Below are 24,109 nucleotides of genomic sequence, written 5' to 3'. Positions count from 1 at the left end.
GGAGATCAGTGGGACGTTTCCAGCGCTCCCGCGGGAACGGCGGAACTGAAGAGAGCGGTGGCGAGATCCGGTTCCGCCGGGATGCGCGCGAAGGCGGTCTGATGGCGGCGGCACGATTGCTTCCAGAGATCGAAGTGGCGCGCGTAGGCTGCGAGGTAGCGGTCGAGTACGGAAGGCTCGATGCGGTGCTGGTGGCGGGTCTGGCGCTCCGCGTCAACAAACTCGTAGTTGCCCGTCCACTCCGGCTTCGCTTCGCTTGCGAGGAAGGGAGAGAAGACGATGATGCTGCCGTGCCGCTGGCCGAGATGGCGCAGCAGGGGATCGGGATTGCCCGGGAACAGCAGATCGGAAATCAGCACCCGCACGGCATTGGCACGGAGCGTGACACGCGAGAGATCCAGCGGCGCGGAGGCATCCGCGGCTGGCAGCGCGCGGGCGGCGTCCAGCCAGCGGTGGCTTGGGATGCTGTCCGGATCGACACGCACGGAGGCATCGCCACGGACGACGTGAATGCCGACGCTGGCACCATTGGCCCGGGCGGTGGCCACGATGAAGTAGAATAGCTCGGCGGAACGCGCGGCTTTCACCGGATCGAAGAACATCGACTCGGAGGCATCGAAAATCAGGTCGATCACCGGACGCACTTCCTCGCGGTAGAGCTTCATCGTGTAGTGCCCGGTGCGCGCATAGGCCTGCCAGTTGAGATGGCGGGGATCATCGCCCGGTACATAGGAGCGGTGGTCCTGGAAATCGAGCGAGGAGCCGGTGCCACCGCCATTGAATTCACCGGCCTGGCCGCGCCAGACTTTCGAGCGCAGAGGCAGCCGCAACCTTCCGGCGGCAGCGAGAGCGCGGCTGTGACAGAGCTGGAGTTCCTCGGCGGTCATTCGTTGGCAAGAGCCTGGCGTTCGATTTCACTGATCCCGCGCTGGGCGGCGATGGCCATGATCATCAGGGTGCCGAGGTAGGTCGCATCGACGATCAGGCCGGTGATGAACAGCGCGTGATCACTGATGCCGTGGTCGGACATCGGGAGTAGCATCAGCGGGCACCAGACGAACCCCCACAGCATGCCGCGCGACGACATGCCATCGGTGATGGCGGAGAGAATCATGACCAGAGCGAAGGAGATCGACCATCCGAGGATATAGACCGCGAGCCGGTCCTTCACTTTCTTCCCGAGTGCGATCACCAGCAGACCGGGCAGGAAGAGGCTGCCGAGTCCTCCCAGCATGCCGATCCACATGTCCACGTCTTTGCCCGGCGAAAGCACCGGCATCATCAGCAGGCCGATACCGGACGCCGCGATGGTGAACATCACTCCGGACGGCCAGCCGGGATAGAGGATGCGTCCGGCAAGGCGTCCGACCGCGCCACGCCGGGCGAACCGGATGGCGATGGCGTGAACGAGAGGAGTGTTCTCCGTAAGGGCGATGGCGATCGGCAGCGCGGCGAGGATCAGCCAGATGACGATGGCTTCCTCCGAATGAATGTCCGCGGCATGCATCAGCACGGGAGCCACCACCAGCACGGCCAGCGCGGCCAGACGCCGGGGCGTCGCATGGTTCTCCGCATGTGGGGCGATGGCGGAGGCTCCCAGCGAGAGCATGTTCCAGGAGATGTGGATGGTCGTGATGATGAAGAGCAGCAGCGCACAGGTTTTTCCGGTGTCGGTGAATGTGAACAAACCGATCAGTTCTCCCAGTTCCCCGCCGAAACCGAATTCAAAGATGCACATGATCAGCGGGATGGCGGCGATGATTGGAATGATGCCGCGAACCATCACCGACGCGCTGCCGGAGATGCCCACGGTGATGGCGGTGAAACCGGCGGAAACGAACAGCACCATCAGCACCGCCAGCAGTTCCGGGAACAATGACATGCCACCGAAGTAGTAGCGCAGGATCAGATACGGGAAGATCGTGGCCGTGATCAGCGCGGACTGGCTCACGATGGCCACCCACTTCCCGAGCACGATCCGCATCGCGCTGAGCCGTGTGAGCACCATCAGGTCGATCGTCTGGCCGCGGATCTCACCGGCCAGCGCGCCGATGCCGCGCAAGGGCTGCACCACCAGTACGGCGAGCGAGAAGAAGACGAAGACGATTTGGGAAACCTTTTCTCCGGCGCGTGCCGAGGTGGCCCCGGCGCTCGCCACCAGGAGGATCAGTCCCAGCAGTCCCTGGAGAATCAGGAAGACGATCACGAAAGTCTTCGCCCGCAAGCCCTGGCGCAGCTCCTTCACCAGCATCGGTGAGAAACGGTCCGGGAAGTCGTCGGGACGTTCGGAGATGGTGGACATGGATCAGGACTCGCTGGCGGTGGTGGCCGTTGGCGCGGATTTCGTTTCCGGCATCGGCGGGGGGGCGATCACGTTTTTCTCACCGCGCTCGATACGGCCGAGGATGTCGATGAAGGCGTCCTCCAGATTGCGCTGCTCGCGGTGGAACTCCACCACCCTCAGGCCGTCCTTCACCATGCGCGAAAGCACGTCCGCGGCCTTTGCCGGATCATCGGTTTCGATCCGGATACGTCCGCCGTGCTTGCGCGCTTCCAGGAACTCGACATGCGGCTGGAGCACGCACCAATCGGAGACCGTCTGCGCTTCGCCCGCCACCTGCACGTCGTAAAGGACGCCGCCGAGCGCGTCCGCGCCGCGCTTGAGATCTTCGGCATTGCCATGATGGACCACGCGCCCGGCATTGATGAAAAGCAGCGAATCGCACATCTCGCCCAGCTCGGAGAGGATGTGGGAGGAGATGAAGATCGTCTTGCCTTCCTTCGCGAGCACGCGGATCAGGTGCTTCAGTTCCACGCGCGCCTTCGGATCGAGACCCGCGGCGGGTTCGTCCATGATCAGCACCTGCGGGTCATGCAGCAGTGCCCGGCCAAGACCGAGACGCTGGGTCATGCCCTTCGAGAGTTTGTTGGAGAAACGCTCGGCCAGTGGGATGAGGTCGGTGAATTCCATCACCTCCTGCACGCGCTGGCGGCGCTCCTTGCCCTTGTAGCCCAGCGCGCGCGCGTAGAAATCGAGATATTCGAGCACGGTCATGTGCTCGTAGTTGCCGAAGTGGTCGGGCATCCATCCGATCAGCTTCCGCACCTCGGAGGGATGGTTCACCACATTGATGCCGCACACTTCCGCGACCCCCATGGTGGGGTAGTCAAGTGTGGCGAGGATGCGCATGGTGGTGGTCTTGCCCGCGCCATTCGCGCCGACGAAACCGCAGACCGAGCCATGTGGCACTTCAAAGGAGACGCCGTTCACGGCCTGGAGATGGCCGAAGTAACGGTAGAGATTGTGAACCTTGAGGGCGGCGGACATGGTGGTTTCAGGGGATGATGACCGGTCCGGTGATCACGGTCCGGGTTTGCTGCCACTTGATGCTTTTGTAAGTCTCCACGGCGGGAGCCTTGAGGGTGGTGGCGATGAAGGAGCCGTCACGGAGCTTCACCTTGTCCAACAGGTTGGCGTTGCGGTTGCCGAGGCGGCCTTTTTCGATGTCGATGATGCCATTGGCTTCCGCATCGGTGATGGTCACGGGTTGGATGCGCGAGCCGGGTTGCACGTTGGTAGCCTTCCACCATTGCTTCGAGTCATCGCGGAAGAGCAGCGTTTCGATCGGGAAATCGAAGGTGGACAGCAGCGAGGGATCGCCGCCGCCGGTGGCTCTTTCGATGCGGCCACGGGTGGGGATGACCGCTTCCAGGATCTGGCCTTGTTCCGAGCGGCTCTGGAACCAATCGCCAGCGGTCTCCAGCTTGCCATCCACGAAATTGGCCGAGTAGCCGTTGCCGCCGCCGCCATTCGTGGTGGTGAGGCGAGCCCAGCGGTTGTCCTCCGCGATGGGTACCGGGGAGATTACGGCCGCGTCTTGGAGCGTGAAGCGTACGCCCGTCAGCACGCCGGTGCGGCTGAACTGTTCCTGGTGGATGTAGGCCGCGTTCTCGCTGTTGTCCGGACGCACTTCCATCAGTGCCACTCTTACTCCGCGTCCGCCGAATCCATCCTGGAGAAGAATGAGGATCACCAGCAGCAAGCTTGCGGCAAGAGAGATCAGAGGAGTGGTGATGAACAATCGGTGGCGGCGTCCGGTCTTGGCGAAGACGAAGAGATTGACCGGTCCCACGACGACTCCGAAGGCGATGAGGATGACAATGAAAACCGCGTAGTTGAAGCCGACCTTGCCGAAGTCATCCTGCAACGGCCACCTCGCGTTGTAGTCGTTGTTGATGGACTCGAGTTGCGATGAGCGGGGGCCTTTGGCGAGGATGGCGTTGACCACGGCTGGAGCGTCCAATTTGAGCGCGCCGCCGCTGGTCTTTTCCACCTTCACGGAGCCGAAACTGGTATCCACCGGCAGGTTGAGGCCGGTGGCGGTGCCGGTGGACGTGTAGATCCTCAGATGACCGCCCAGACGGATCCATGCCAGCAGGGCGGTCTTCGCGCCCGGTGAGCAGGTCGTCCACTCGTCATCCGTCATGATGACATGGTCGTAGCCGGAGTAGGCGCGCCAATCGTCGGGCATGCGCCGGGCATCGAAGCGGGAGGCGAAGGTCACACTGCCACGATAGGTGCTCAGGTGGGAGCCGGCTTCCTTCGAGAGATCCAGGGCATTGGCGGTGTAGAGCTTTTCCCCCATCAAGACTCCGGGTTGGTTCTCCGCGAATTCTCCGCTCAACGTATGGCTGCTGTTGCCCAGCGTGCCGGACAGCGTGGTTTTCACGGAGGTGCCGGTGCCACGACCGCCGATGGCGGTTGGCAAGGGCACGAGGATATCGTGATCGCTCGATTTCTCCGCCGGAGCATCGAAGGTGAACGACGAAGTCATCTTGCTGCCTTCGTCCCTGTAGGAGCCGTTCGTGTTGCACTCGAATGAAACGGTGACGGAACGGTTCGACTCCAGCCGGTTCGCAATCGTCACCCGCACCGGCAGGTAGCCGTGGGAAGGTGGCTCGGAGAACAGCGAGGTGATCTCGACGTGGGTGTCCGTCTTCGGATCGGTCACCTCGCGGATCAGTTGCTCCTGGGCGGAAGCGGAAGCAGCGAGAGCGAGCAGCAGAGGGGCGAGCCGGCGCATCATGAAGTGGGATATGGGAAATCGGAAGCGGTCGGGCGGCCGGTGGTCAGGCCGGCTTGAGGGTCCGAGGTGTGGAGGTGGATTGGAACGGCACTTCCTCCAGCAGCGAGCGCACCAGGTCGTTCGTGGTCAGTCCTTCCACCCGCGCATTGTAGTCGAGCACGATGCGATGGCGCAGCACGGCGGGGGCCACCGCTTTCACATCCTCGAAGCTGCCATTGACGCGCTCGTTCATCAGCGCGCGCGCGCGGGCGGCGGATGCCAGTGCAAGCGCCGCACGCGGGCTGGCTCCGTAGCGGATGCCATGCGCTGCGGAAGACTGGCCGGGATGGGTGGCATCCACGAGGCGGGCAATGTAGTTCGCCACCACGTCCGGCAGATAAATGCGGCGCACGAGTTCCAGCAGTTCCTCCAAGGTGGCGGCATCCATCACCGGCTCCACCACCGGTTCGGTGCCGATCTCACGGTTCGAGACGATGCGCTGGAGGGTGTCAACGTTGTTACGGGTGACCTCCAGCTTGAACAGGAAGCGGTCGAGCTGAGCTTCCGGCAGAGGGTAGGTGCCTTCCAGCTCGATCGGGTTCTGGGTGGCGAGCACGAAGAACGGCTTTGGCAGTGTGTGGGTCTCGCCCAGCACGGTCACGCGGCGTTCCTGCATCGCTTCCAGCAAGGCGGATTGGGTTTTCGGCGAGGCGCGGTTGATTTCATCCGCCAGCACGATGTTGGTGAAGAGCGGACCCGGCTGGAACACGAACTCGCGGCGGCCGTTGGTCTCTTGCAGCACCGGGTTGCCGGTGATGTCACCCGGCAGCAGGTCCGGGGTGAATTGGACGCGCTTCGTGCCGAGGCGCACCAGCTTTGAGAGACCCTTGACCAGCTCCGTCTTGCCGAGGCCGGGCAGACCTTCCAGCAGGATGTGGCCGCGGGCCAGAATGCCGGTAAGGACCAGATCGATCAGTTCCTCCTGACCGAACAGCACTTGATTGAGGCCGTTCACCAGCGAGCGGAGGTGCTTGCCCGCGTTGACAACTTCGGTTTCGGAGGCGTGTTCCATGGAAATCTGGGGAATCTGAACTGACCGACGCTAACAAAGGAAACGCCGCAGGGAATGAAGATCGCATGAAAAATAGGCGATTCGCCCGGGCATGTATTTTGCAAATGTGACCGCGGATTCCAATCGGACCCGTCCAGCGGTGACTTTCCCGTGCGTTTCCGGCCCATGCCTGACATCGTCCGGCCATGGCACGACTGATTCCAGCTCCGACCCGCATCCATGCCCACGGCGAGCCTCCGAAAGTGATCGAGGAATTCTTCGGCCGGGTGAATTCGGGCACCTCCGCGGTCAGCATCGCGCGGATGGTCAGTCCGTCCGGCTGGGCGGAGCCGGGCCAGACTCCGGAATTCGATGAGTACACGGTGGTGATGCGCGGTACCCTGCAGGTGGAGACCCGCGAGGGCGTTCATCAGGTGTCCGCAGGCCAGGCCATTCAGACGAATCGTGGAGAATGGGTGCGCTACAGCTCACCCGGTCCGGAGGGAGCGGAGTATATCGCCGTCTGTCTCGATGCTTTCTCTCCGGAGACGGTGCATCGTGATGAGGCCTGACCGGGAGTGGTGGCTTTCGATCTGCCATTTCCCAAACGATCCCCCAAAACTCTCAAGCGGGTAGGTTTCCTGAACTCCGGATGCGTTGAAACGGCATGCTGTCTTTCCCTCTTGTCATGGCTGTTCGGAAGCAGCCACTCCCAGCGGGATGATCAAACTGTTAGAATCGTCGTCTCGCCTTTGAGGTTCCGCTCGAAGGCATGCAGGCGCTGCCCGTCCGGATTGATGAGCTGCACTGTCAGTTTGTCCTCGGTGACGTGGATGTGGTTGAAGCCGCGCGTCTGCATCGAGAAGCCGCGGTCGGACTGCTGCACTTCGTAGCGGTGCGCGCCACCACCACCGGAAACAAGGAAGCTCGGCTGGTAGCCCTCCACGCGCAGATGCTGGAGATTGTGATCATGCCCGGAGAGATAGAGTGAGACGGGCTTTTCGCGGAGATAGGCGCCCCAGTTCTCCACCAGCTTCGCGCCTTCCTTGTCGCCGCGCTTCGTGGTGTCCGAGAACAACGGGTAATGTGAGACGACCCACAACCACTTCGCGGAGGTCTTCTTTTGCATCTCCGCTTCCAGCCAGCGCTTCTGGTCGATCTTCTCCTGCGGCGTCAATGCGCCTTCGAAGTTATTGCCGTCCAAATAGATCACCTTCACCAGCGGCTTGTCCGGTGCGCCCAGTTCGAAGGAATACCACTTTGCCGGCATCTTCCAACGCGAGGTGGGGTTCGCCTTGGCGTAGTCGAGCTGCATGTCCGCCTTCGCCCGGCCCTGCTTGGAATCGTATTGCGGACCGTAGTCGTGGTTTCCGAGCAAGGCATAGAACGGGCAGTCGAGATGCTCCTTCGAATACATCTGCTCGAAGCCGGGCTGGAAACGCTCCGGCGTCATCATGCCGTAGAAGTTGTCCCCTAGTGCGAGTACGGCGGAAAGCGGTGACCTGAGCTTGCCCGCGAAGCTGTTCATGCAATCGGCCACCTTCTTCTGCTCGGCATTGGCCGTGCCGTAGTCGCCGACCGCCAGCAGGTGCAGCCCACCTTGGCCGAAATCCGTTTTCGCGGTAGCCGCCTGGAGGCGGGATGCCCAGCCGCCGGCGAGAAGGCCGGAACTGAAGAGCAGGGTGGTTTTGAGAACGTCGCGGCGGGAAAAGGCGGAAGAATCCAAATTCATGACGGCTGGAAGGATACTTTCCCGAGGGCGGAATGTTTCCCTAAATGTGACGGTATTGTCATTTTCCGCTGCAGAATGGGAATACAGACAAGAAGTCGGCCGGGCAGCGTTTTCCCAGTGGACCCTGGAACCGGGACACGGCCCCACTGCCGCGGCCCGGGATCAGGGTCTTTTCCTGCCCCAGTCCATGAGAACGTTCCCGTTTTTGATGCGTTGGAACGGCCACCCGCGGTTGTGGCCGGGGACTGGCTTTCTAGGGTTCGCTTCGGTGGTTTTTCTGGTGACCGGCGGCATGGTGTGGGGCCTCCACCACGTGGTGTTCCGGAGTTCGCTGCGCGAGCGGGCGGAGTTCGACCTGCGCCAGTTGGACGGCGATCTGGATGAATACTTTCATCGCACGGGCCATGCTCCTGCGAAGGAAAAAGGCCTCGCCGCGCTGTTGGAAGAAATGCCGGATGGGACACATCTGCGGCAGTCGCTGCCCACCGATCCCTGGGGTCGGGCCTATGAGTATGAAGCAACGCCCGCTTCCGGGGTGATCCTGCGCAGCCGCGGAGCCGATACGGCGAACCGGGCGGATGACATCATCCACACCTGCGCATCGCTGGTGGAGCGGTAAGGCTTGCAGCCATTGCCATGGCTACCAAAAAGCGCGGGCCTGTTGCTAAAGCAGGCCCGCGCTTTTTAGGGAACAGCACCGGCGGTCTGCCGCGGCTCCTTCGCCCTTCAATCTCCCCCCGGATTTTGAAGCACGATGAGCATCACTTGGGATTCACCGACTTTGTGAGAAAGGTTTCCGGTCTGCCGGAGCGCGCCGTCGCCTTTCTTGGATTTAAAGTGAACTGAAAAATCCGGCCTAACAAGACTCCAGTGGGGTGATTTCCGGCCAGATGTCCGCAAATTCGGCCTCAGAACGAGTAGCGCACGGAAACGTTCAAGGCGTTGTTGAACGTCGTATAGTGACCGTCCGCAGTCTGGCCGATCGGCGAGGTTGCCACGCTGCCGACGACCGTGCGGCCGCCATTGTAGGCGAAGTGATAGCCCACCGCCCAACTGAAGCATTCGCCGCGGTGGCCGAAGCCGATGCTGCCGAGCTGGAGATCGGAGTCCGGATTGAACGGGGTGAGCGTGCGGTCCGGCACGGAGTTCTCGCTGAAGATGTAACCGGCGCTGAGGAAGTAACCGTTGCCCAATTGGCGGGTGACCCCGAAATTGTACATGAACCCGGAGGTATAGCGGAACGGAAAGACCTGCGGACCGCCGAAGGTGCCGCGGAAGGTGGCGTCATTCACCACGTCCCAGTCGGTCCAATCGAGGTCGAACTCGAAGTTCCACCTGTCGTTCGGCCGGTAGGAGACGCCCGCCACGATGTTCTGTGGAAAATCGATGGAAGCGCTGGTGGGGCTGTACCCGGCGTAAGGGAAGGCGATCGATTTGCCATCGTAGCCGATCTCGGTGGCGGAGCGGTAGTTGAGGCCGAAGGACCACTCGGTCACGGGCTGCCACAGCAGGCCCAGGTTGAAGCCGGTGTCGAAGCCGTCACCCTTGAAGCGGAATCCATCCGCAGGACCGAAGCCGATCTGGCGTTCCAGATTGACGTCCGAGTAGTTGAGGGTGATGCCGCCGCCGATGGAGAGGGTGGGGCTGATCTGGTAGGCGACCACCGGATTGGCGGTGGCGTAGAGAAGCTTCGCTTCCTGGGCGATCGTGGAGATCGGGCTCCGGGTGCCGTAGTCCACGCCGAGGCCATACGGCGCGTAAACGCCGAGGCCGAAGGACCATGGAGACTCCTTGGGCGAATAGGTGTAGTAGATCTGCGGAACGAACTGGACCGTGGGATCGCTGCTGGCCGTCGCGCCGGTGAAAGAGGTGTAGTGGAGGTCGGCAGAGATGGCGTATATGCCGACGCTGAGCTGTTGGCCCTCCAACTGGGTGATGCCGGCCGGATTGTAGTAGATCGCGGAGGGGTTGTCCGCGGTGGCGGCGAAGGCATTGCCGCGGGCGATGGCTTCGGGGTCTTGGTTCGGCAGGCGGAAGCCGACGGCATGTGCCTGTTGGAAGGAGAGGAACGCCACGGCAAGTATGGCGAGACGGGAATCGCGGACGCGGGCTGGCTGCATGGGATGTCGTGGGTTTTTCGGCAAGGGAGGAGAATCAGGAGCCGGTGCGTGCGGAGCTTGCGGGCAGCGCGCCGGGAAAGCTGTGGATGTGGCCCTGGGTCGGAACGGCAGTCGCGTTTTCTGCAGGCCAGAAGGCGGGAAAATCGAACTCGATCTCGCGGACCCAGGTACGCATCCACTTCGCCGCCACCTCGGGAGAGGTGGTGAGATCCGGATGGATCTGCAGGGTGAGGCTGAGACGGCCTTGGAAGGTGATACAACCTGCGCCGACCAACTGGCTGCTCAGTACCGGCGGCGAAAACAGCCAAGGACCTTGGCAGGTTTCGGCGGTGATGGCTTTTTCCCGATCCCAGACGCCGAGGTTCGAGAAGCCGCCGAGGCTCCACTGGAGGGTGGCCCGGTCCATGTTGAGCATCTTCTGCTTCGTGGCTTCGGAGGTCCAGCCGGTGGCATTGAGTGCCTTCCAGTTGCCACAGTGCTGACCTTTTCCGAGAGCATCGTAAATGTGGCGATGGACGTCCTTCACGCTCTCCGAGGCGAAGATGCGGATGCCGATGTAGCTGGCGTGGTTCGCGACATCGCTGTCCTGGGTGACTTTGCCGCGCATGTTCACCGGGATCATCCACGGGATGGCGGACGAAGGATTCTCCAGATCCGCGCGGACGGCGCGGTCGAGGTACTTCAGCAGCAGCGAATTGACCGAAACGTTCGCCAAGCGGCTGGCGCGGCGCAGCTTGGCGGAATCCTCCTCGGTGAAAACGTGCCACGCCACGGCGGGCGGCGGTTGCTGGGCATTGTCCAGCGCCGGTCCCTGTGGCAGCGGCTTCCATTTCAGGCGCCGCCGCGGACCCATCATCCTCGGCACCAGCCGCAGGAAGGAAGTCCAGTTCAACGGAGCCGGATGAGTGATCTGCGGGAGTTGGTTCATTTTCACCCCGCCCTCGCGCATCAGGTGCGCGAAGGCACCGATGCCGTCGTATTCCGTATGAGGCAGGAAAATCCACTCCACCTCGTTGGTTTCCGGATTCACCTTGCCGAACCGGATGCCGATGTATTCGCCCAAGCCTTCCAAGGCTTTGAACCAAGGACGGATCGGGTCTTTCATTTTCGACTCGGTTGGGGGATGATCAGCCATGAAGGGGAGTACGTTTACTTCACAGATCCGTAAGAAATAGCTTTCGGAAAAGCGACCCTATTTTTTAGCACGATCCGCTGCAAGGGTTCAATCCCGGACGTTGAAACGTGGAAACCCGGGCGTGGAATTCCCAATTCGCGGAATTGTCTCTGAAATCAGGCAAAAAAAGTGGCCGCCGGAGGTCCCCACCCCCGGCGGCCGAGATCATCAACCCATCGTCTCCGGGGGGATCGACGGGGGCTGACAACTGCTGTTCACCCTAACATGAAAACGCGCAATTGCGGTCTTCATAGGAGTCAGACCGTCCACTTGGGGAGATGTTCAAAAAATCTAAAAATAAATTCGAAGCTTCTCCGATGATGCTTGGGGTTGCGCTGGAAGCCTTGATGGATCAAGAAGCGGCGGAATGACGGGACGCGAAATCCGTGAGGTGCTGGAGCAGTCCGGCGTGACGCCCAGCCGGCAATTGGGTCAGAACTTCCTGATCGATCCGAACTGCGCGCGCTGGATCGTGTCCCAGCTTGAGGCGGGTCCGGATGATGCGGTGGTGGAAGTGGGCCCCGGAACCGGTGCGCTCAGCGAGCATCTCGTCGGCCAGGTGCGCCGGTTGATCCTCGTGGAGTTTGATGCGCGGTTGGCGGCGATGCTCAAGGAGCGCTTCAAGGACGAACCCAGCGTGGAGGTCCATCATGAAGACGGCGTGAAGTTCGACGTGCGGCAGATTTTCAAACATCGCCCGGCCAAATTTCTCGGCAATCTGCCTTATTCCTGCGGCGGGGCCATTTTGAAAAACTTCCTCAGCCGGCCGCATCCTTTCGAGCGGGCGGTCATCATGCTTCAAAAAGAAGTGATCGACCGGTTGGCCGCGGCACCTCGCACCAAGGATTACGGCGTGCTGACCCTGCGGGTTCAGAGCGGCTGGGAGGTGAAGCCGCTGCGGACGGTGCCACCGGAGGCGTTTTTCCCGCGCCCGCAGATCGATTCCAGTGTGGCCGTGCTCACCCCGAGGACTGGCGGACTGCCGCCATTCGATGCACGTCTGTTTGACGAACTGGTGCGCTGCGGATTCTCCCAGCGCCGGAAGCAGTTGAAGAAAAACCTGCCCGAGTCCGCCGATTGGGAGTCGCTTGCGGCATTCGTCGGCTTTCTGTCCACCGCCCGTGCCGAGGAGCTTTCCCTCGACCAATGGGTGTCCCTCGCACGCGCCTACGATCCGCATCCGCTGATGGACATCCCACAGAAGGACGCGGAGGTCTTCGACGTGGTCGATGAGAACGACGTGGTCACCGGCCAAGCCACCCGCGGCGAAGTGCATGCGAAGGGACTGCTCCATCGTGCGATCCATGTCTTCGCAGTGAACCGTCGTGGCGAAGTGCTGCTCCAGCGGCGTTCCCTGTTGAAGGATTCCCACCCCGGTGTGTGGGACTCCAGTGTCTCCGGCCACCTCGATGCCGGAGAGGATTACGAAACCGCGGTCGTTCGCGAGTTGGAGGAGGAAATGGGCATCACTGGTGTGGAACCGGAGGAAATCGCCCGCATCCAGGCGTGTCCGGCGACAGGCTGGGAACATGTCCGGCTCTACCGCTGCCGCTACGATGGCCCGGTGCGTTTTCCCTGTGCGGAGATCGATGCCGCCCAATGGTTCGCGCCGCGCGAGGTCCAGGCGTGGATCGATTCGCGTCCCAGCGACTTCGCCTCCGGGTTCCTGGCGTGCTGGGAGGCGGTGGTGAAGTTGGGGTGAAAGCTCAACTTCCTTCGGAGACCACAGAGAGGGAGGGATTCCTGAATTGCACCCGTCCGACCCCTCGGGCATGTTCCCCTCACTTCGACCGATGACCGCCGCGCGTTCCGCCCGATCAAGCGGGGAGGGTTCCTTGTGGATGCTCTCGCTGGTGGCGTCGCTCGTACTGAACGCGCTCGTGTTCCTGGCCATCGCCATGATCCCGCCACCAGAGCGAAGCGCGGCTTCTACGACCGGCTCATCCCAGGAACAGGTGGCGGTCATCGAACTGGTCATGCCGCAGGTCATGGCGGAGCCGGTGGCGGCGGTGAGCGAGCCAACTCCCGAGCCACCGCCTGTCACGGACAAGGCGGTTGAACCGGCGCCGGCGCCTGTTGAACCAGCGGCCGCCATCCCGGTATTGAAACCGACTTTTTCCCAGACCACCGGCGAACAAACCTCCACCGAGGCGCCGGTGAAGGCGATGTTCATCGGCGAGCGCAATACCCGCGCCACCAGTGACCAGCCTCCAACTCCGGATCAAGCCTCGCCTTTGCCGTCACAGAACGGCATGCCCGCCGACCATGTCGAAACGCTGGACCGGCAGAAGCCGCCGGACCCGCAGCCTGATGCGACTCCTCCCGCGCCGTCAAAGCCGCATGATGGGGTGACCATTGAACAGCTTCCACCTGGACCCCCGGTCACCGTCGAACCCGCTGTGACGGTGGAGCCCGGCCCTTTGATGCAGGGACCGGATCCGATCGCGGTGCCCAAGCCGCAGCCTCCTCCTGAACCCGTGCCCGCTCCCGAGCCTCGGAAATCCGCCGAGCCCGAGCAAACGCCTCCGTCCAAGCCGGCTTCCCAATCCGAGCCTTCCGCCGGAAAGACCCGGATCAGTGGCTCGATCTCCCGTGATGGCAAGAGCGCCGTCGATGTGGTGGACACTCCCTTGGGCCGCTATCAGGCGACGGTGAACCGCCTTGTCGGGGACGAGTTCATGCGGAACTGCGAGCGCTATCAGAACCTCATCACCTCCGGCTTCATGACCGTTCATTTCGTCATCGGTCAGGATGGCAAGCTGGGCAAGGAGCTGACGGTGACGGAAGAGGTGGATTGCACCATCCAGCAGAAAGGCTTCACCCTGCAGGCGATCCGCAGCGCCAAGTTCCCGCCGCTGCCGCCGGAACTGCGGAAGAAGCTCGGCCGCGAACCCCTCGATCTGACGATCACGTTCAATTTCTAACCATGACCATCGCCCAGACCCTGCTGGCAGGGATTCCAGACAACGCACCGGGAGGGTTGGACGCCCTCCGAAAGTTTTTCAGCGAAGGCGGCTTCTTCATCTACCCGCTGGTTCTCGCCTCGGTGGTGGGGGTGACGGTGATCGTCTTCAAGGCGCTCTCGCTGCGCCGCTCGACCGTGGTGCCGGAAACGCTGGCGCGGAAGATCGAGGCGCTGGATGCGAATTTCGATCACGATGGCTGGCGTGTGGTGGAGGGGGAATTCCAGCGCGGTCAGAGCGTCCTGGGCCGTCTCGGCGCGGTGACGGTCCGCCATTCCGGCAAGGGCCAGACCGAGATCACCCACGCGGTGGAAGCCGCCGCCCGGGGTGAGATGGTGAACCTCCACTCCGGCATCCAGACGCTGGATGTGCTCATCGCCGCTGCTCCGTTGCTCGGGTTGCTCGGCACCGTCAGTGGTCTGGTATCGGTGTTCCAAGGACTCGGCGATTCGAATGACAACATTGCGATCGCCAGAGGTATTGCGGAGGCACTGCATACCACCATCTTCGGCATCTCGATCGCGGTGGTGGCGCTGGTGGCCCACGCGTGGTTCGCACGCCGCATCGAACTGATGACCGCGCGCTTGGAAGGCGTGCTGGCGGATCTGGCCCGCTTGTGCGCCAAGCCCTCGAACTCCTGATCCGCCGTGAGGTTCCAGCGTCCTCCCAAGATCCAGAAGACGGCGCAGATCGTGCCGTTGATCGATATCCTGCTGGTGCTGCTGATCTATTTCATCGTCACCACCCAGACCAAGAAGCCGCGCGACGTGATGCGGATCGAATTGCCGACAGTGCATGAGATGCCCTCCGACAAGGAGATGGCCACGCGTTCCGTGATCCGCATGGATGCCTCCGGAAAGGTGATGTTGGACTCGATGGCGGTGCCGGACGGCCTGCTCGATTCCTACCTCCAGGCGTTCATGAAACAGAACCCCGGCCGCAAGCTGGAATTGGAGGCGGACAAGGGCATGCCGATCGAACGCCTGCTGGGGGTTTGGGATGCGTTGACCAAGGCGGGCATCCAGATTAAGGACGTGCCCGCCCGCATCCGCCGGCCGGACCAATAAGCCAGCCCTTTTCAGCCATGATCCTCCCCATCGTCCAATACGGCCATCCGATCCTCCGCCAGCGTTGCAAGCCCGTCACGGAGATTGATGACTCGCTGCAGCAACTGGTGGGCGACATGCTGGAGACGATGGTGGACGCGAATGGCGTGGGCCTCGCCGCCCCGCAGGTGGGCGTGGATCTGCGTCTGGCCGTGGTCGATGTCTCCCACGATCCCGAGTGCATTTCCTACCTGCGCGTGAATGGCGAGGATGCGGATCTCGACTCGATCATGCCGCTGATCTTCATCAATCCGGAGTTGGAATTCGGCGAGGAAAAGGAATCCGGACCGGAGGGCTGCCTGAGCATCCGCGGCATCCGGTCCGAGGTGCGGCGTCCGCTGGACGTCAAGGCTACCCTCCCTCAACTCGATGGCTCCACGCTGGTGGTCGAGACGGACGGCTTGCTGGCCCGTGCGATCCAGCACGAGACCGATCACCTCAATGGCGTGCTATTCACCGATCGTCTGCCCGCCGCCATCAAGGTGGCGATGCGTAACCGATTGAAAAAGCTCGCTCAAGAATTTGGGGAAAGTTGATTTTCTGCGAAGGGGGCTCGACTTCGTGTCATCAATGGAATATGACATGGGGGCGAACTAATCTTTGCAGACCCCAATATCCCCTCCAGACTCATGAGCAATCCCCGAGGCATTTTCGACTCGTTCCCCGGCCAAGCCCCGGCACCGAGCCCCTTCGCCGTGGTGCCGGACGCGCCTCCGGCGAGTCCGTTTGCCGCCGCCGCGACTCCGCCCGCCAGCCCTTTCGCCGCGGTTCATGATGCGGCTCCGCCGGTGAACCCGTTTGCGGCCGTCTCGGAAGCTCCGCCGGTGAGCCCCTTTGCCGCCGTCTCGCGTGCGGATTCTCCTTTCGCCGCGGCCGATGATGTCAATGGCGCGCGCCCGCTGGAGCCCGGCAAACCGGCCCGCCTGCCCGAAAAACGCAAGGGAGGGGAGAGCCCGTTCCAAGCTGCGGATGCCAAGGAAGGCTTTGGTTTCGAAGCTCCGGCTCCCGCTCCTGCTGCGGCAGCCGCCCCGGTGTTCACCCCCTCGCCTTTTGAAGTCGCTCCCGCCACCTCGCCGTTCGCGGTGGCTCCGCCCCAGCAACAGGCGGCTCCGGCTCCTGCTGCGTCTCCTTTCGCTTTCGAAGCGGCACCGGCATCCGTTCCGGCACCGGCTCCCGCTGCAGTTCCCGCACCCCCGGTGAGTTGGCAGCCACAGGCGACTCCTGCTCCGGCTGCCGCCGCTCCCGTGCAGGTCGCTCCACCGCCTCCGGCCCCTGCGCCTGCCGCCGCTGCTCCTGCTCCGGCCACCGAGTCCGATTCGTCCAGCATCCGCCAGCTCGAACTGCGCGCCATCTTTGGCGTGGATCGCGAGATGAGCCCGGAGGAGATCCTCCAGCGCTCCCGTGCCCTGCCGGGTATCCGGCACATCGCCCGTGTCGCCACCCAGGACATCGCCACCATTGATGCGCTCAAGCATGTGGTAGCGAACCTCGGCTTCGGTGGGGGTGGCCTGCGCCTTTTCGCCGGCAGCGTGCCGGTTGAGTTCATCCGCGAGGGCAATGTGATGCTCGCCGTGCAGACCGACGGCGGTTTCGCTCCTGGTGTGCGCGAAACGCTGATGATTGTCGGTCGCGAACTCGGTCGTTCCGCCTGATTCGTTTTTACCGGGCTCTGCCGCTGGGAAAGATCAGGGGCAGAGCTTCCGGACACGTTCGAGGAGTGCCGCATCGGCCTCCAGGGCATCGGCCACGGCGCGGATCACCTCCAGCGTCGGGCGGGAGACGTGGTGCTCCATGCCCTCCACGTCACGGTAGATGGTTTCCTCATCGATGCCGAACAACCGCAGGAAGCGGGTCAGCGTTTCATGGCGCTCGATGATCGCCCGGGCGATCCGCTGTCCCTCGTCCGTCAATACGGTGCCACGGTACTTCTCGTGTTTGACCAGCCCTTCGGCATCGAGGCGCTGCAGCATGTTCGTCACGCTGGCTTGGGAGATGCCGAGGTTCTTCGAGATGTCCACCGCCCGCGCGTAACCCTTATCCTCGATCAGGTGGAGGATCTGCTCGAGGTAGTCGTCCATGGCGACGGAGCCGCTGGTGCGTTGGGAACGGGAAGGCATGTGGCCGGAATGCTAGCGGTTGGGTTGGAAGCAGCGCAAGTTTCCAACGCACGGCAGCCTGTGGTGAAGCCCATCAGGTGGGGCGGTCCTGGCGACGATCGCCCCATGTCGTGGTGGGAAGGGCCACCCTCGTTCCCATAAGTGAATAGTCTAATAGTTTTTAACATTATGGTCGAGATAAGGGGGTGGGGATGATAAAAAATTTCCCGGCGTCGCATATGATATCACATGCGTCGTTAGTTCATCCTCTAGCCCCCTCCTTGATTGACCCGTGACGGCACCCACCGCACGGACCGGTTCTCCGGGAGCGGAGTCTTCTGTCCACCCCTTACATCCCTGCCATGAAAACCTCAGCAGCGAGCCTCCTCGCATGCCTCATCATCGCCCTGTGCCCGGCGCCCCTGCGCGCGGCGCCGAGCGTATGGTGCTGGGCGCCGGGCATGCAGTATCCGGTGCGGATGAATTCACTCAACCTCGGGCTCGGTCTCAGCCTGGGACGGCCTTACTACTATCGGATCTATGGAGTGGCGGGCACCCTGACATTGGGCGACCAGGCCTCCGGTGCCACGGCCGATCCTTCGGATTCCCAGCGCCGGTTTCGCAAGAACCAGCTCCTCAGCCTCGGCTCCTACGTGAACTCCTACAGCTACGTGAAGCTGAAGGTGAATGACACGCGCTTCTATGACAAGTGGCTGGAAGTTTCCGGCGACCGGCCGAATGTCACATTGGCTCCCGTCCGCTACATGGGGGACACATGGATCGTCCAGAAGGAGTTTGGCACGCCGGACACCCGCCTCGATTTCTACCTCGCAGGCCTCGGCCTGGGCAGCCTGCTGGGCTTCGATCCTCCCTACTATAATCTCAATCCCAGCGGCTATTTCTACGTGGTCGGTGAGTATCTGGCCACGCCGCCGACGCCCACCGGCAAGATTACGGTTTCGAAGAACTACGTGCTCAACAACGCGTCGATTCCCGTGACCTATCACATCGACCATGGCTTCAATCTCAATGGCGAGACTCCGCCATTCAGCGGCTACGATCCCAGCGGCGAGGTGCGATTCGTGGCGGGAAACTGACCTGAATTCATGAACCGCCGCACCTTCACCGCCGCCGCCTGCCTGACCCTGATGGGGGCGGGGACCGCGTGCGCGCAAAAGAAGGGCGGGGGCATGGGCCTCGAGTTCCTTCCAAAGCGCATTCCACCTCCGGCCACGGACGTGATGACGGACGCGCAGCTTCTCGCCCGCCAGCATCGCGAGAACGCGGGCAAATTGATGCCGAAGGAGCAGCAGGTGAAGGGCCTGGACCTTCAGGAGACGTCCACATTTCTGGAAAACAGCGGTTTGTTCACCATCGTGCCGAAGGGCTCGGTCATCCACGTGCCGGAGAAACTGAAGTCACTGGTGGTTGAGACACCGTCGGTCGGATCGAAGTTCCAATCCTGGCAGGAATTCCAAGTGGCGAACCGGGGCCGCATCTCCGCCTTTGAGATCACGTTCGATCAAGCTGCCGGCAAAGCGCCCGTCGATGGAGACAAACTGGAGGCGCTCCGCAGGTCGGACTTTCTGATCGTGGCCGTTTGCCGCGGCGGAGCGATTTCCTGTCCTTCCCAAAAGCCCGCCACCGTTGCTGCCGCGGGTGAAACCGCCAAGCCATCGCCATGAGACTCCGCTTCCAGATCGTGGCGTTGTTTCTGGCCGCGGGAACAATGGCCCGGGGGCAGGATCAGGACCTTCTCCGCCAGATCCAGGTCGTCAACGGCCAGACGGTGATCTACGACACGCCGCTGACCAGCACGGACGGGACCATCATGTCCCAGCCGATCACCAACAACACGGTCTTCCAACTCTACAGCCAGGTCTATATCCCGCCCTCGGGAGGCCTTGGACTATTCCTCGGCACCACGGTGCTCGATCTCGGCCTCCAGCTTTCGCTTTCCTTGTTCGGCAAGGCGTCCTCGCTTTCCTTCGTGAAGGTGGATGAAACCACGCTGGGCACCTATCTGCCGAGCGTGACGATCCAGGCGCTGTCCGAGGATTCCTCCGTGCCCGCCCGCACCCGCGCCGACCGTCCGTATGGCATGCGCATCCAGGTATCAGGCCTGCAGAGCGATCCGACCGTGCCGGAGTATGCGCGCAAGATGCAGGTACGCCGCAGCTACAAGACCTACGATCCGCTCATCTACGCCTACACCGCCGCCTCGGCCAGTGGCGAATACACGGACGCGACCACGCTCCAGCAGAACGGCACCTTCGTGGACAATGCCATTCTCCAGCGCCTGCCCACCAGCACGCCGACCAAGGCCACCGGTCAGGAGACATTCACCGTCTACACTCATCCGGATGCGGGCGGTGTGCAGACCCAATACGCCGCCGCGACCGTGCAGATCTGGCCGGTGGCGACTTCCCAGATCACGGGTATCGACACCACCCGCACGTATCAGGCTCCTCCGACCACCGGCAGCGTGCAACTCAGCGACGCCTATCCGAAGAGCGTGACCTACGTGCAGGTCTACAAGGGCAATCCCGCTCTCGGTACCACCGGGACACCATTGGGAGCGACCGTGGTTTCGTATGATTCCACGGTACCGCAGAACGCGATGCTTGCGATCACTGGTCTGGAGGATGTGGCGAAGGAAGATGGCACCTACACCCTCGAGGTGCTGACCATCACTCCCTTCAACAGCGGCGCTCCGGAGCGGCTGGCTTATACGACCTTCAAGCTGGACCGGACCATCCAGGTCAATGCCAGCATGAACACCTTCGGTGACTGAAGCGCGGCCACGCGATTCTTGATGTGGCTTTTCGGGAATCGGGCTAGAATCCCGGCGATGACGCGTACCGAGACCGACAGCATGGGGGCCATCGAGGTGCCCGCCGACCGCTACTGGGGGGCTCAGACCCAGCGTTCGCTGAAATACTTCGCCATCGGACGGGATGTGATGCCACGTCCGATGATCCGCGCGCTCGGAGTTTTGAAAAAAGCCTGCGCATTGGTGAATGCGGAACTCGGCAAGCTGCCGGAGGAAAAGCGCGATCTGATCACCGCTGCGGCGGATGAAGTGGTGGAGGGAAAGCTCGATGATCATTTCCCGCTGCGCGTGTGGCAGACCGGCAGCGGGACGCAGACGAACATGAACACCAACGAGGTGATCTCGAACCGCGCCATCGAGATGGCCGGTGGAGAGATGGGTTCGAAGAAGCCGGTGCATCCGAACGACGACGTGAACATGTCGCAGTCGTCAAACGATACCTTTCCGAGTGCCATGCACATTGCCGCGGTGGAGGTGCTGGAGCACGATCTTCTTCCGGCGTGCCATCGCTTCCGTGAGGCTCTGGTGGCGAAGCGCGTGGAGTTCGACCGCATCGTGAAGATCGGCCGCACCCACCTGCAGGATGCCACGCCGGTGACCTTCGGCCAGGAGTTCTCGGGCTACGTCGTCTTGATCGACCGGGACATTGATCGGATCCGGCAAACCATGACGGGACTGTGCGATCTCGCCATCGGTGGCACGGCGGTGGGTACGGGTTTGAACTCTCATCCGGAGTTCGCGGTGCGGGCGGCGGCGAAGATCGCGAAGCTCACCGGGCTTCCCTTCAAGAGCCATCCGAACAAGTTCGCCGCGCTCAGCGCGCACGACGAATTCGTCTATGCCTCCGGGGCCCTCAAGACGCTGGCGGGTACGCTGATGAAGATCGCGAATGACATCCGCTGGCTCGGCAGCGGGCCGCGCTGCGGACTCGGTGAACTGGCGCTGCCGGAAAACGAACCGGGTTCCTCGATCATGCCGGGCAAGGTGAATCCGACCCAGTGCGAGGCGATGACGATGGTGGCCGTGCAGGTGATGGGGAACGATGCCGCCATCGGTTTCGCGGGCAGCCAGGGGAACTTCGAGTTGAACGTGTTCAATCCCGTGATGATCCACAATTTCCTCCACAGCGTGGAACTGCTGTCCGGGACAATGAACAGCTTTGCCGAACATTGTCTCGAAGGCTTGAAGGTGAATCGCGCGGTGGTGGATGGCTATGTGGCGAACAGCTTGATGCTGGTGACCGCGCTCAATCCGCACATCGGCTACGACAAGGCCGCGGCCATCGCGAAGAAGGCGCATCATGATGGCATCAGCCTGCGTGCGGCCGCCATCGCCAGCGGTCATCTAACGGCAGCGCAGTTCGATGAATGGGTCGTGCCGGAACGCATGACGCGGCCGTAGCAGCGCAAGTTTTCAACTTGCGAGTGGGGAGAGCGACGGGGTCGCGTGCAGCTACGGCTTCACTGTCACCTGCATCGTCTTTTCCGTCCGTGGCACGCCGCAGTCTTGCACGCGGATCAGGAGGGTCGCGGGTGCCGCCGGTTTCTTCAGCGTCTTCAGTTCACCGGAACGCTTGTCGATGGAGAACGACTGATCCGGATTTCCGGAAACAATGTCCCATTCGAAGATCTGGCCCGGATCGGGATCGATCGCCTTATAGGTGGCCGTGTCATTCGCACCGATGGAGGGTGGTCCCTGAATCCCGCTGATGGGACGGTTTCCGGACCATTCCGGGAATTTCGCCGCGATCGCCAGCGCCTTGGATCCGAGAGGGAAATTCCCTTTGCCCAATCCGTAGCGGTTGAACCACGGCGTGAGGTTGCTTTTCGAGGCGGCGCACAGACACACGAACAATCGGTCGCGTTTCTGCTGCTCCTTGTCGCCATCGTTCAGAGAAGCGAGTTCCGTGTCGGACGCGGGTTTCTGCAGGAATCCCATCAGCCTCGACAACGCATCCTTCCATACCTGCCAGCCGAATGCCTCCGCGAGGCCGAATTGGAAGTCATACGCCGCCACACCTTCGCAGGCGCTTTCCCAGGAGCGTTCGGCCTCCGGCAGTTCGAGGAATTCCTTCATGCCTTTCATGCGCGAAGGGCCATCGTAGGTATCGTGTGTCGGTCCATCCCACGCCGTGCGGTGATGGAGATAGGAATAGACGATGCCCGGCATCAGGTTCACGTCCACCTCCGCGTGGGTGGCGAGGGTGTATTGGTCGTGGAAGCAGCTTTGGAAGCCGTGGCCGAGTTCGTGATAGATGCCCCAGTCTCCATTGGCGACGAGATCGGCTTTCACGATGAGATGATCGCCATCGCCCGGTCCCAGCATCAGAGGATAGCCCGAATGGTGAAGGCCTCCTCCCACCTGCGCATCCTGCACCGCGCAGTCCGGCCGCAGCCGCCACTTCGCGTAGCCGAGCCATTCATCGGCAAGGCGCATCACCTCATCCCAGTGTTTCGCGTAGGGCGCCGGATCGTTGACCGCGACCAAGGCCTCACGCTGCACGTAGAGGGTGACGCGGGGCGTGGCCAGATAGCCCCACTCGCCGGGCTTCGCGCGCTCCTTGCTCCATTCGGCCGGCGTGGTCTTGCCGAGGACGTAAACCGGAGCTTCGACCGCACCTTCGACGCGTACCTTGGCTTCACCCAGATTCACTCCGGGATCGACGAGGAAACGGATGAGTCCGCCGAAGGGGGAGCCGATCTTCGTCTCCGGTTTGTCGAGATCGAAGGTCCGGCAGATCGACGGGAAACGTAGTAGTTCCTTCTCCGCGTTCTCGCTGCGCCACAGTTCGTCCTCATGAAGTCCGATCACGACCTTCAGGCCCTTGCCAGCGAGCGCGGCGGGAATACGCACGGTGATGGCTTGTCCGGCCTCGGCGTAGAGGCCGGTTTCCCTCCATGTCCCGTGTCCCGCCTCATTGACGAAAGCCTCCGCGGCGGGCGATGAGGCTGGAAATGAAAGTTCACGGCTGACACGCGTGCCCGCCGGCCCGGCACCGGGAAACGCCGCGGCGGAAGGGTGGACGAAGAGTTTGTCCACGGGCAGGTGCTTCATCTCTTCGATCTCCGCCGCCAGGCGCAGGTCGGAAAGGGGATCGCGGCCCATGCGATAGGGCTTGGCCACGGTGGGCGCGAGGTGGCCGTATTTCGTGGCGAGTTCCGCCAGCAGTTTGTCGAGCGCGGGCGGATGCTGTGGTAGGGGAATGGCGCCTTCCAAGGTGCGGCAGGCGAGCTTGCGATCACCTGCGGACAGCTTGGGATCTGCAATGGCGGCCGCCGCTTTCGAAATCGAAAGCAACGCCGATGGCTCATCCAGTGCCATCGGGTTCTCGATCTCGAAGGAATCCCCACCGGCGGGATAGATGCCCGCCGAGCCGGTCAGTTTGGAGAGTTGGGAAAGTTCATTTTCATCCTGTGCCCATGTCGTGGCTGCTACGATGACTCCACCACCGTGCTCGAGGTGATCGGCGATGGCCTTTTGCCACGGAGCGGCATCCAGGTGCTTTGCGCCGTGGACGAGGATCAGGGAGGCGCCCGCCAGTGAGGTCGGAGAGGACGCCACCTGCGTCTTGAATCCCGCCTTTTGCAAACGGTCGGTCCATGATGGGTCATCGGACAGAACCACCGCTTTCCTCTCCTTTCCAGCAACCCAGGCTGCGGCGTTCGCAAGCAGCTTGCCATCGGTCGGCATGCCGTCATGCGCGAACACAATCATGCGGCCCTTCGAGGCATCGTCATGATAGAAGCCGCCCGCGGCGGGAATGCGGCCTTGCTTGTCGGCGGCGAGGGCGAAGGTCTTTTCCCCCGCCAGAATGAGCCGGCCCGAGGTGCCTTTGAACGGAAAGCCATCGAGTCCCGCAATCACCTGTGTCCGTCCGCCTCCTTCCAACGAAGGCTCGGCATGAACGGTCACAAGGCTGCCAATGGTGACGGCCGCAAAGGCAAGACGGGAAACAAAGCGCACCCCAT

The 24,109-nt window shown here is 62.4% G+C and carries 23 protein-coding genes; 13 read left to right on the top strand and 10 right to left on the bottom strand.

Annotation, left to right across the window (positions count from 1 at the left end):
* Window positions 1–5 precede the first annotated feature (5 nt).
* Genes KBB96_RS11395 through KBB96_RS11375 form a run of 5 tightly spaced genes read right to left on the bottom strand, consistent with a single transcriptional unit; the run spans window position 6 to window position 6,138 of the window.
* Window positions 6–887, bottom strand: coding sequence for a DUF58 domain-containing protein (locus tag KBB96_RS11395; protein WP_211629566.1), 882 nt, complete (start codon window positions 885–887; stop codon window positions 6–8).
* Window positions 884–2,302, bottom strand: coding sequence for an ABC transporter permease (locus KBB96_RS11390; protein WP_211629565.1), 1,419 nt, complete (start codon window positions 2,300–2,302; stop codon window positions 884–886). The genes KBB96_RS11395 and KBB96_RS11390 overlap by 4 nt, the downstream gene beginning before the upstream one ends.
* A 3-nt stretch (window positions 2,303–2,305) precedes the next feature.
* Window positions 2,306–3,328, bottom strand: a complete 1,023-nt coding sequence (locus tag KBB96_RS11385; RefSeq protein WP_211629564.1) for an ABC transporter ATP-binding protein — start codon at window positions 3,326–3,328, stop codon at window positions 2,306–2,308.
* Window positions 3,329–3,335: 7 nt separating this feature from the next.
* Complete coding sequence (locus tag KBB96_RS11380; RefSeq protein WP_211629563.1) at window positions 3,336–5,087, bottom strand: hypothetical protein; 1,752 nt, start codon at window positions 5,085–5,087, stop codon at window positions 3,336–3,338.
* Window positions 5,088–5,130: 43 nt separating this feature from the next.
* Window positions 5,131–6,138 (bottom strand): AAA family ATPase, encoded by a 1,008-nt coding sequence (locus KBB96_RS11375; RefSeq protein WP_211629562.1) that lies wholly within the window; start codon window positions 6,136–6,138, stop codon window positions 5,131–5,133.
* A gap of 185 nt (window positions 6,139–6,323) precedes the next feature.
* On the opposite strand from KBB96_RS11375, the gene KBB96_RS11370 reads away from it, so the two are divergent.
* A complete protein-coding gene (locus KBB96_RS11370) occupies window positions 6,324–6,689 on the top strand; it encodes a cupin domain-containing protein (protein ID WP_211629561.1) in 366 nt (121 codons plus the stop codon).
* Between the two features lie 152 nt (window positions 6,690–6,841).
* Here the strand turns inward: KBB96_RS11370 and KBB96_RS11365 are convergent, their stop codons facing one another.
* On the bottom strand, window positions 6,842–7,849 hold the full coding sequence (locus KBB96_RS11365; RefSeq protein ID WP_211629560.1) for a metallophosphoesterase: 1,008 nt from the start codon (window positions 7,847–7,849) through the stop codon (window positions 6,842–6,844).
* Between the two features lie 187 nt (window positions 7,850–8,036).
* On the opposite strand from KBB96_RS11365, the gene KBB96_RS11360 reads away from it, so the two are divergent.
* Together KBB96_RS11360 and KBB96_RS11355 are read left to right on the top strand one after the other, a co-directional pair.
* Window positions 8,037–8,468, top strand: a complete 432-nt coding sequence (locus KBB96_RS11360; protein WP_211629559.1) for a type II secretion system protein GspG — start codon at window positions 8,037–8,039, stop codon at window positions 8,466–8,468.
* A 17-nt stretch (window positions 8,469–8,485) separates the two neighbouring features.
* Window positions 8,486–8,695 carry a hypothetical protein gene (locus tag KBB96_RS11355; RefSeq protein WP_211629558.1) on the top strand — a complete coding sequence of 70 codons (210 nt, stop codon included), beginning with the start codon at window positions 8,486–8,488 and terminating at the stop codon, window positions 8,693–8,695.
* A 62-nt stretch (window positions 8,696–8,757) separates the two neighbouring features.
* Here KBB96_RS11355 and KBB96_RS11350 read toward each other — a convergent pair whose 3' ends face one another.
* Both KBB96_RS11350 and KBB96_RS11345 read right to left on the bottom strand, forming a co-directional pair.
* On the bottom strand, window positions 8,758–9,969 hold the full coding sequence (locus KBB96_RS11350; protein ID WP_211629557.1) for an OmpP1/FadL family transporter: 1,212 nt from the start codon (window positions 9,967–9,969) through the stop codon (window positions 8,758–8,760).
* 34 nt (window positions 9,970–10,003) lie between these two features.
* On the bottom strand, window positions 10,004–11,074 hold the full coding sequence (locus KBB96_RS11345; RefSeq protein WP_211629556.1) for a hypothetical protein: 1,071 nt from the start codon (window positions 11,072–11,074) through the stop codon (window positions 10,004–10,006).
* 436 nt (window positions 11,075–11,510) lie between these two features.
* On the opposite strand from KBB96_RS11345, the gene rsmA reads away from it, so the two are divergent.
* The 6 genes from rsmA to KBB96_RS11315 all read left to right on the top strand — a co-directional run bounded on the left by rsmA (window position 11,511) and on the right by KBB96_RS11315 (window position 16,864).
* Window positions 11,511–12,845, top strand: a complete 1,335-nt coding sequence (gene rsmA / locus KBB96_RS11340; protein WP_211629555.1) for a 16S rRNA (adenine(1518)-N(6)/adenine(1519)-N(6))-dimethyltransferase RsmA — start codon at window positions 11,511–11,513, stop codon at window positions 12,843–12,845.
* A 70-nt stretch (window positions 12,846–12,915) separates the two neighbouring features.
* Window positions 12,916–14,067, top strand: a complete 1,152-nt coding sequence (locus KBB96_RS11335) for a hypothetical protein (protein ID WP_211629554.1) — start codon at window positions 12,916–12,918, stop codon at window positions 14,065–14,067.
* A gap of 2 nt (window positions 14,068–14,069) precedes the next feature.
* Entirely contained in the window at window positions 14,070–14,747 is a 678-nt protein-coding gene (locus KBB96_RS11330) for a MotA/TolQ/ExbB proton channel family protein (RefSeq protein WP_211629551.1), read from the top strand.
* A 6-nt stretch (window positions 14,748–14,753) separates the two neighbouring features.
* A complete protein-coding gene (locus tag KBB96_RS11325; RefSeq protein WP_211629550.1) occupies window positions 14,754–15,173 on the top strand; it encodes an ExbD/TolR family protein in 420 nt (139 codons plus the stop codon).
* 17 nt (window positions 15,174–15,190) lie between these two features.
* Complete coding sequence (def, locus tag KBB96_RS11320; RefSeq protein ID WP_211629549.1) at window positions 15,191–15,748, top strand: peptide deformylase; 558 nt, start codon at window positions 15,191–15,193, stop codon at window positions 15,746–15,748.
* A 93-nt stretch (window positions 15,749–15,841) separates the two neighbouring features.
* Window positions 15,842–16,864: a hypothetical protein gene (locus tag KBB96_RS11315; protein ID WP_211629547.1), complete on the top strand. Its 1,023-nt coding sequence runs from the start codon at window positions 15,842–15,844 to the stop codon at window positions 16,862–16,864.
* Window positions 16,865–16,897: 33 nt separating this feature from the next.
* Here KBB96_RS11315 and mntR read toward each other — a convergent pair whose 3' ends face one another.
* The gene (gene mntR / locus KBB96_RS11310) at window positions 16,898–17,329 is read right to left on the bottom strand and encodes a transcriptional regulator MntR (RefSeq protein WP_226373525.1); all 432 of its coding nucleotides are present in this window, start codon (window positions 17,327–17,329) and stop codon (window positions 16,898–16,900) included.
* Window positions 17,330–17,670: 341 nt separating this feature from the next.
* Here mntR and KBB96_RS11305 point away from each other — a divergent pair, with 341 nt between their 5' ends.
* From KBB96_RS11305 to fumC, 4 genes are read left to right on the top strand one after another with little or no spacing between them, the layout of a single operon-like run.
* Entirely contained in the window at window positions 17,671–18,405 is a 735-nt protein-coding gene (locus KBB96_RS11305) for a hypothetical protein (protein ID WP_211629545.1), read from the top strand.
* Between the two features lie 9 nt (window positions 18,406–18,414).
* Complete coding sequence (locus tag KBB96_RS11300) at window positions 18,415–18,993, top strand: hypothetical protein (RefSeq protein ID WP_211629544.1); 579 nt, start codon at window positions 18,415–18,417, stop codon at window positions 18,991–18,993.
* The gene (locus tag KBB96_RS11295; RefSeq protein WP_211629542.1) at window positions 18,990–20,102 is read left to right on the top strand and encodes a hypothetical protein; all 1,113 of its coding nucleotides are present in this window, start codon (window positions 18,990–18,992) and stop codon (window positions 20,100–20,102) included. The genes KBB96_RS11300 and KBB96_RS11295 overlap by 4 nt, the downstream gene beginning before the upstream one ends.
* A gap of 57 nt (window positions 20,103–20,159) precedes the next feature.
* Window positions 20,160–21,542, top strand: a complete 1,383-nt coding sequence (gene fumC, locus KBB96_RS11290) for a class II fumarate hydratase (protein WP_226373524.1) — start codon at window positions 20,160–20,162, stop codon at window positions 21,540–21,542.
* Window positions 21,543–21,593: 51 nt separating this feature from the next.
* On the opposite strand, the gene KBB96_RS11285 is transcribed toward fumC, so the two are convergent.
* Window positions 21,594–24,104 carry a M60 family metallopeptidase gene (locus KBB96_RS11285; RefSeq protein ID WP_211629540.1) on the bottom strand — a complete coding sequence of 837 codons (2,511 nt, stop codon included), beginning with the start codon at window positions 24,102–24,104 and terminating at the stop codon, window positions 21,594–21,596.
* Window positions 24,105–24,109 lie beyond the last annotated feature (5 nt).

It is taken from the genome of Luteolibacter ambystomatis (genome assembly GCF_018137965.1).
In the GTDB taxonomy this organism is placed as follows: domain Bacteria; phylum Verrucomicrobiota; class Verrucomicrobiia; order Verrucomicrobiales; family Akkermansiaceae; genus Luteolibacter; species Luteolibacter ambystomatis.
Note: the sequence above shows the minus strand (reverse complement) of the source record. Positions and strands in the feature narration are given on the sequence as shown.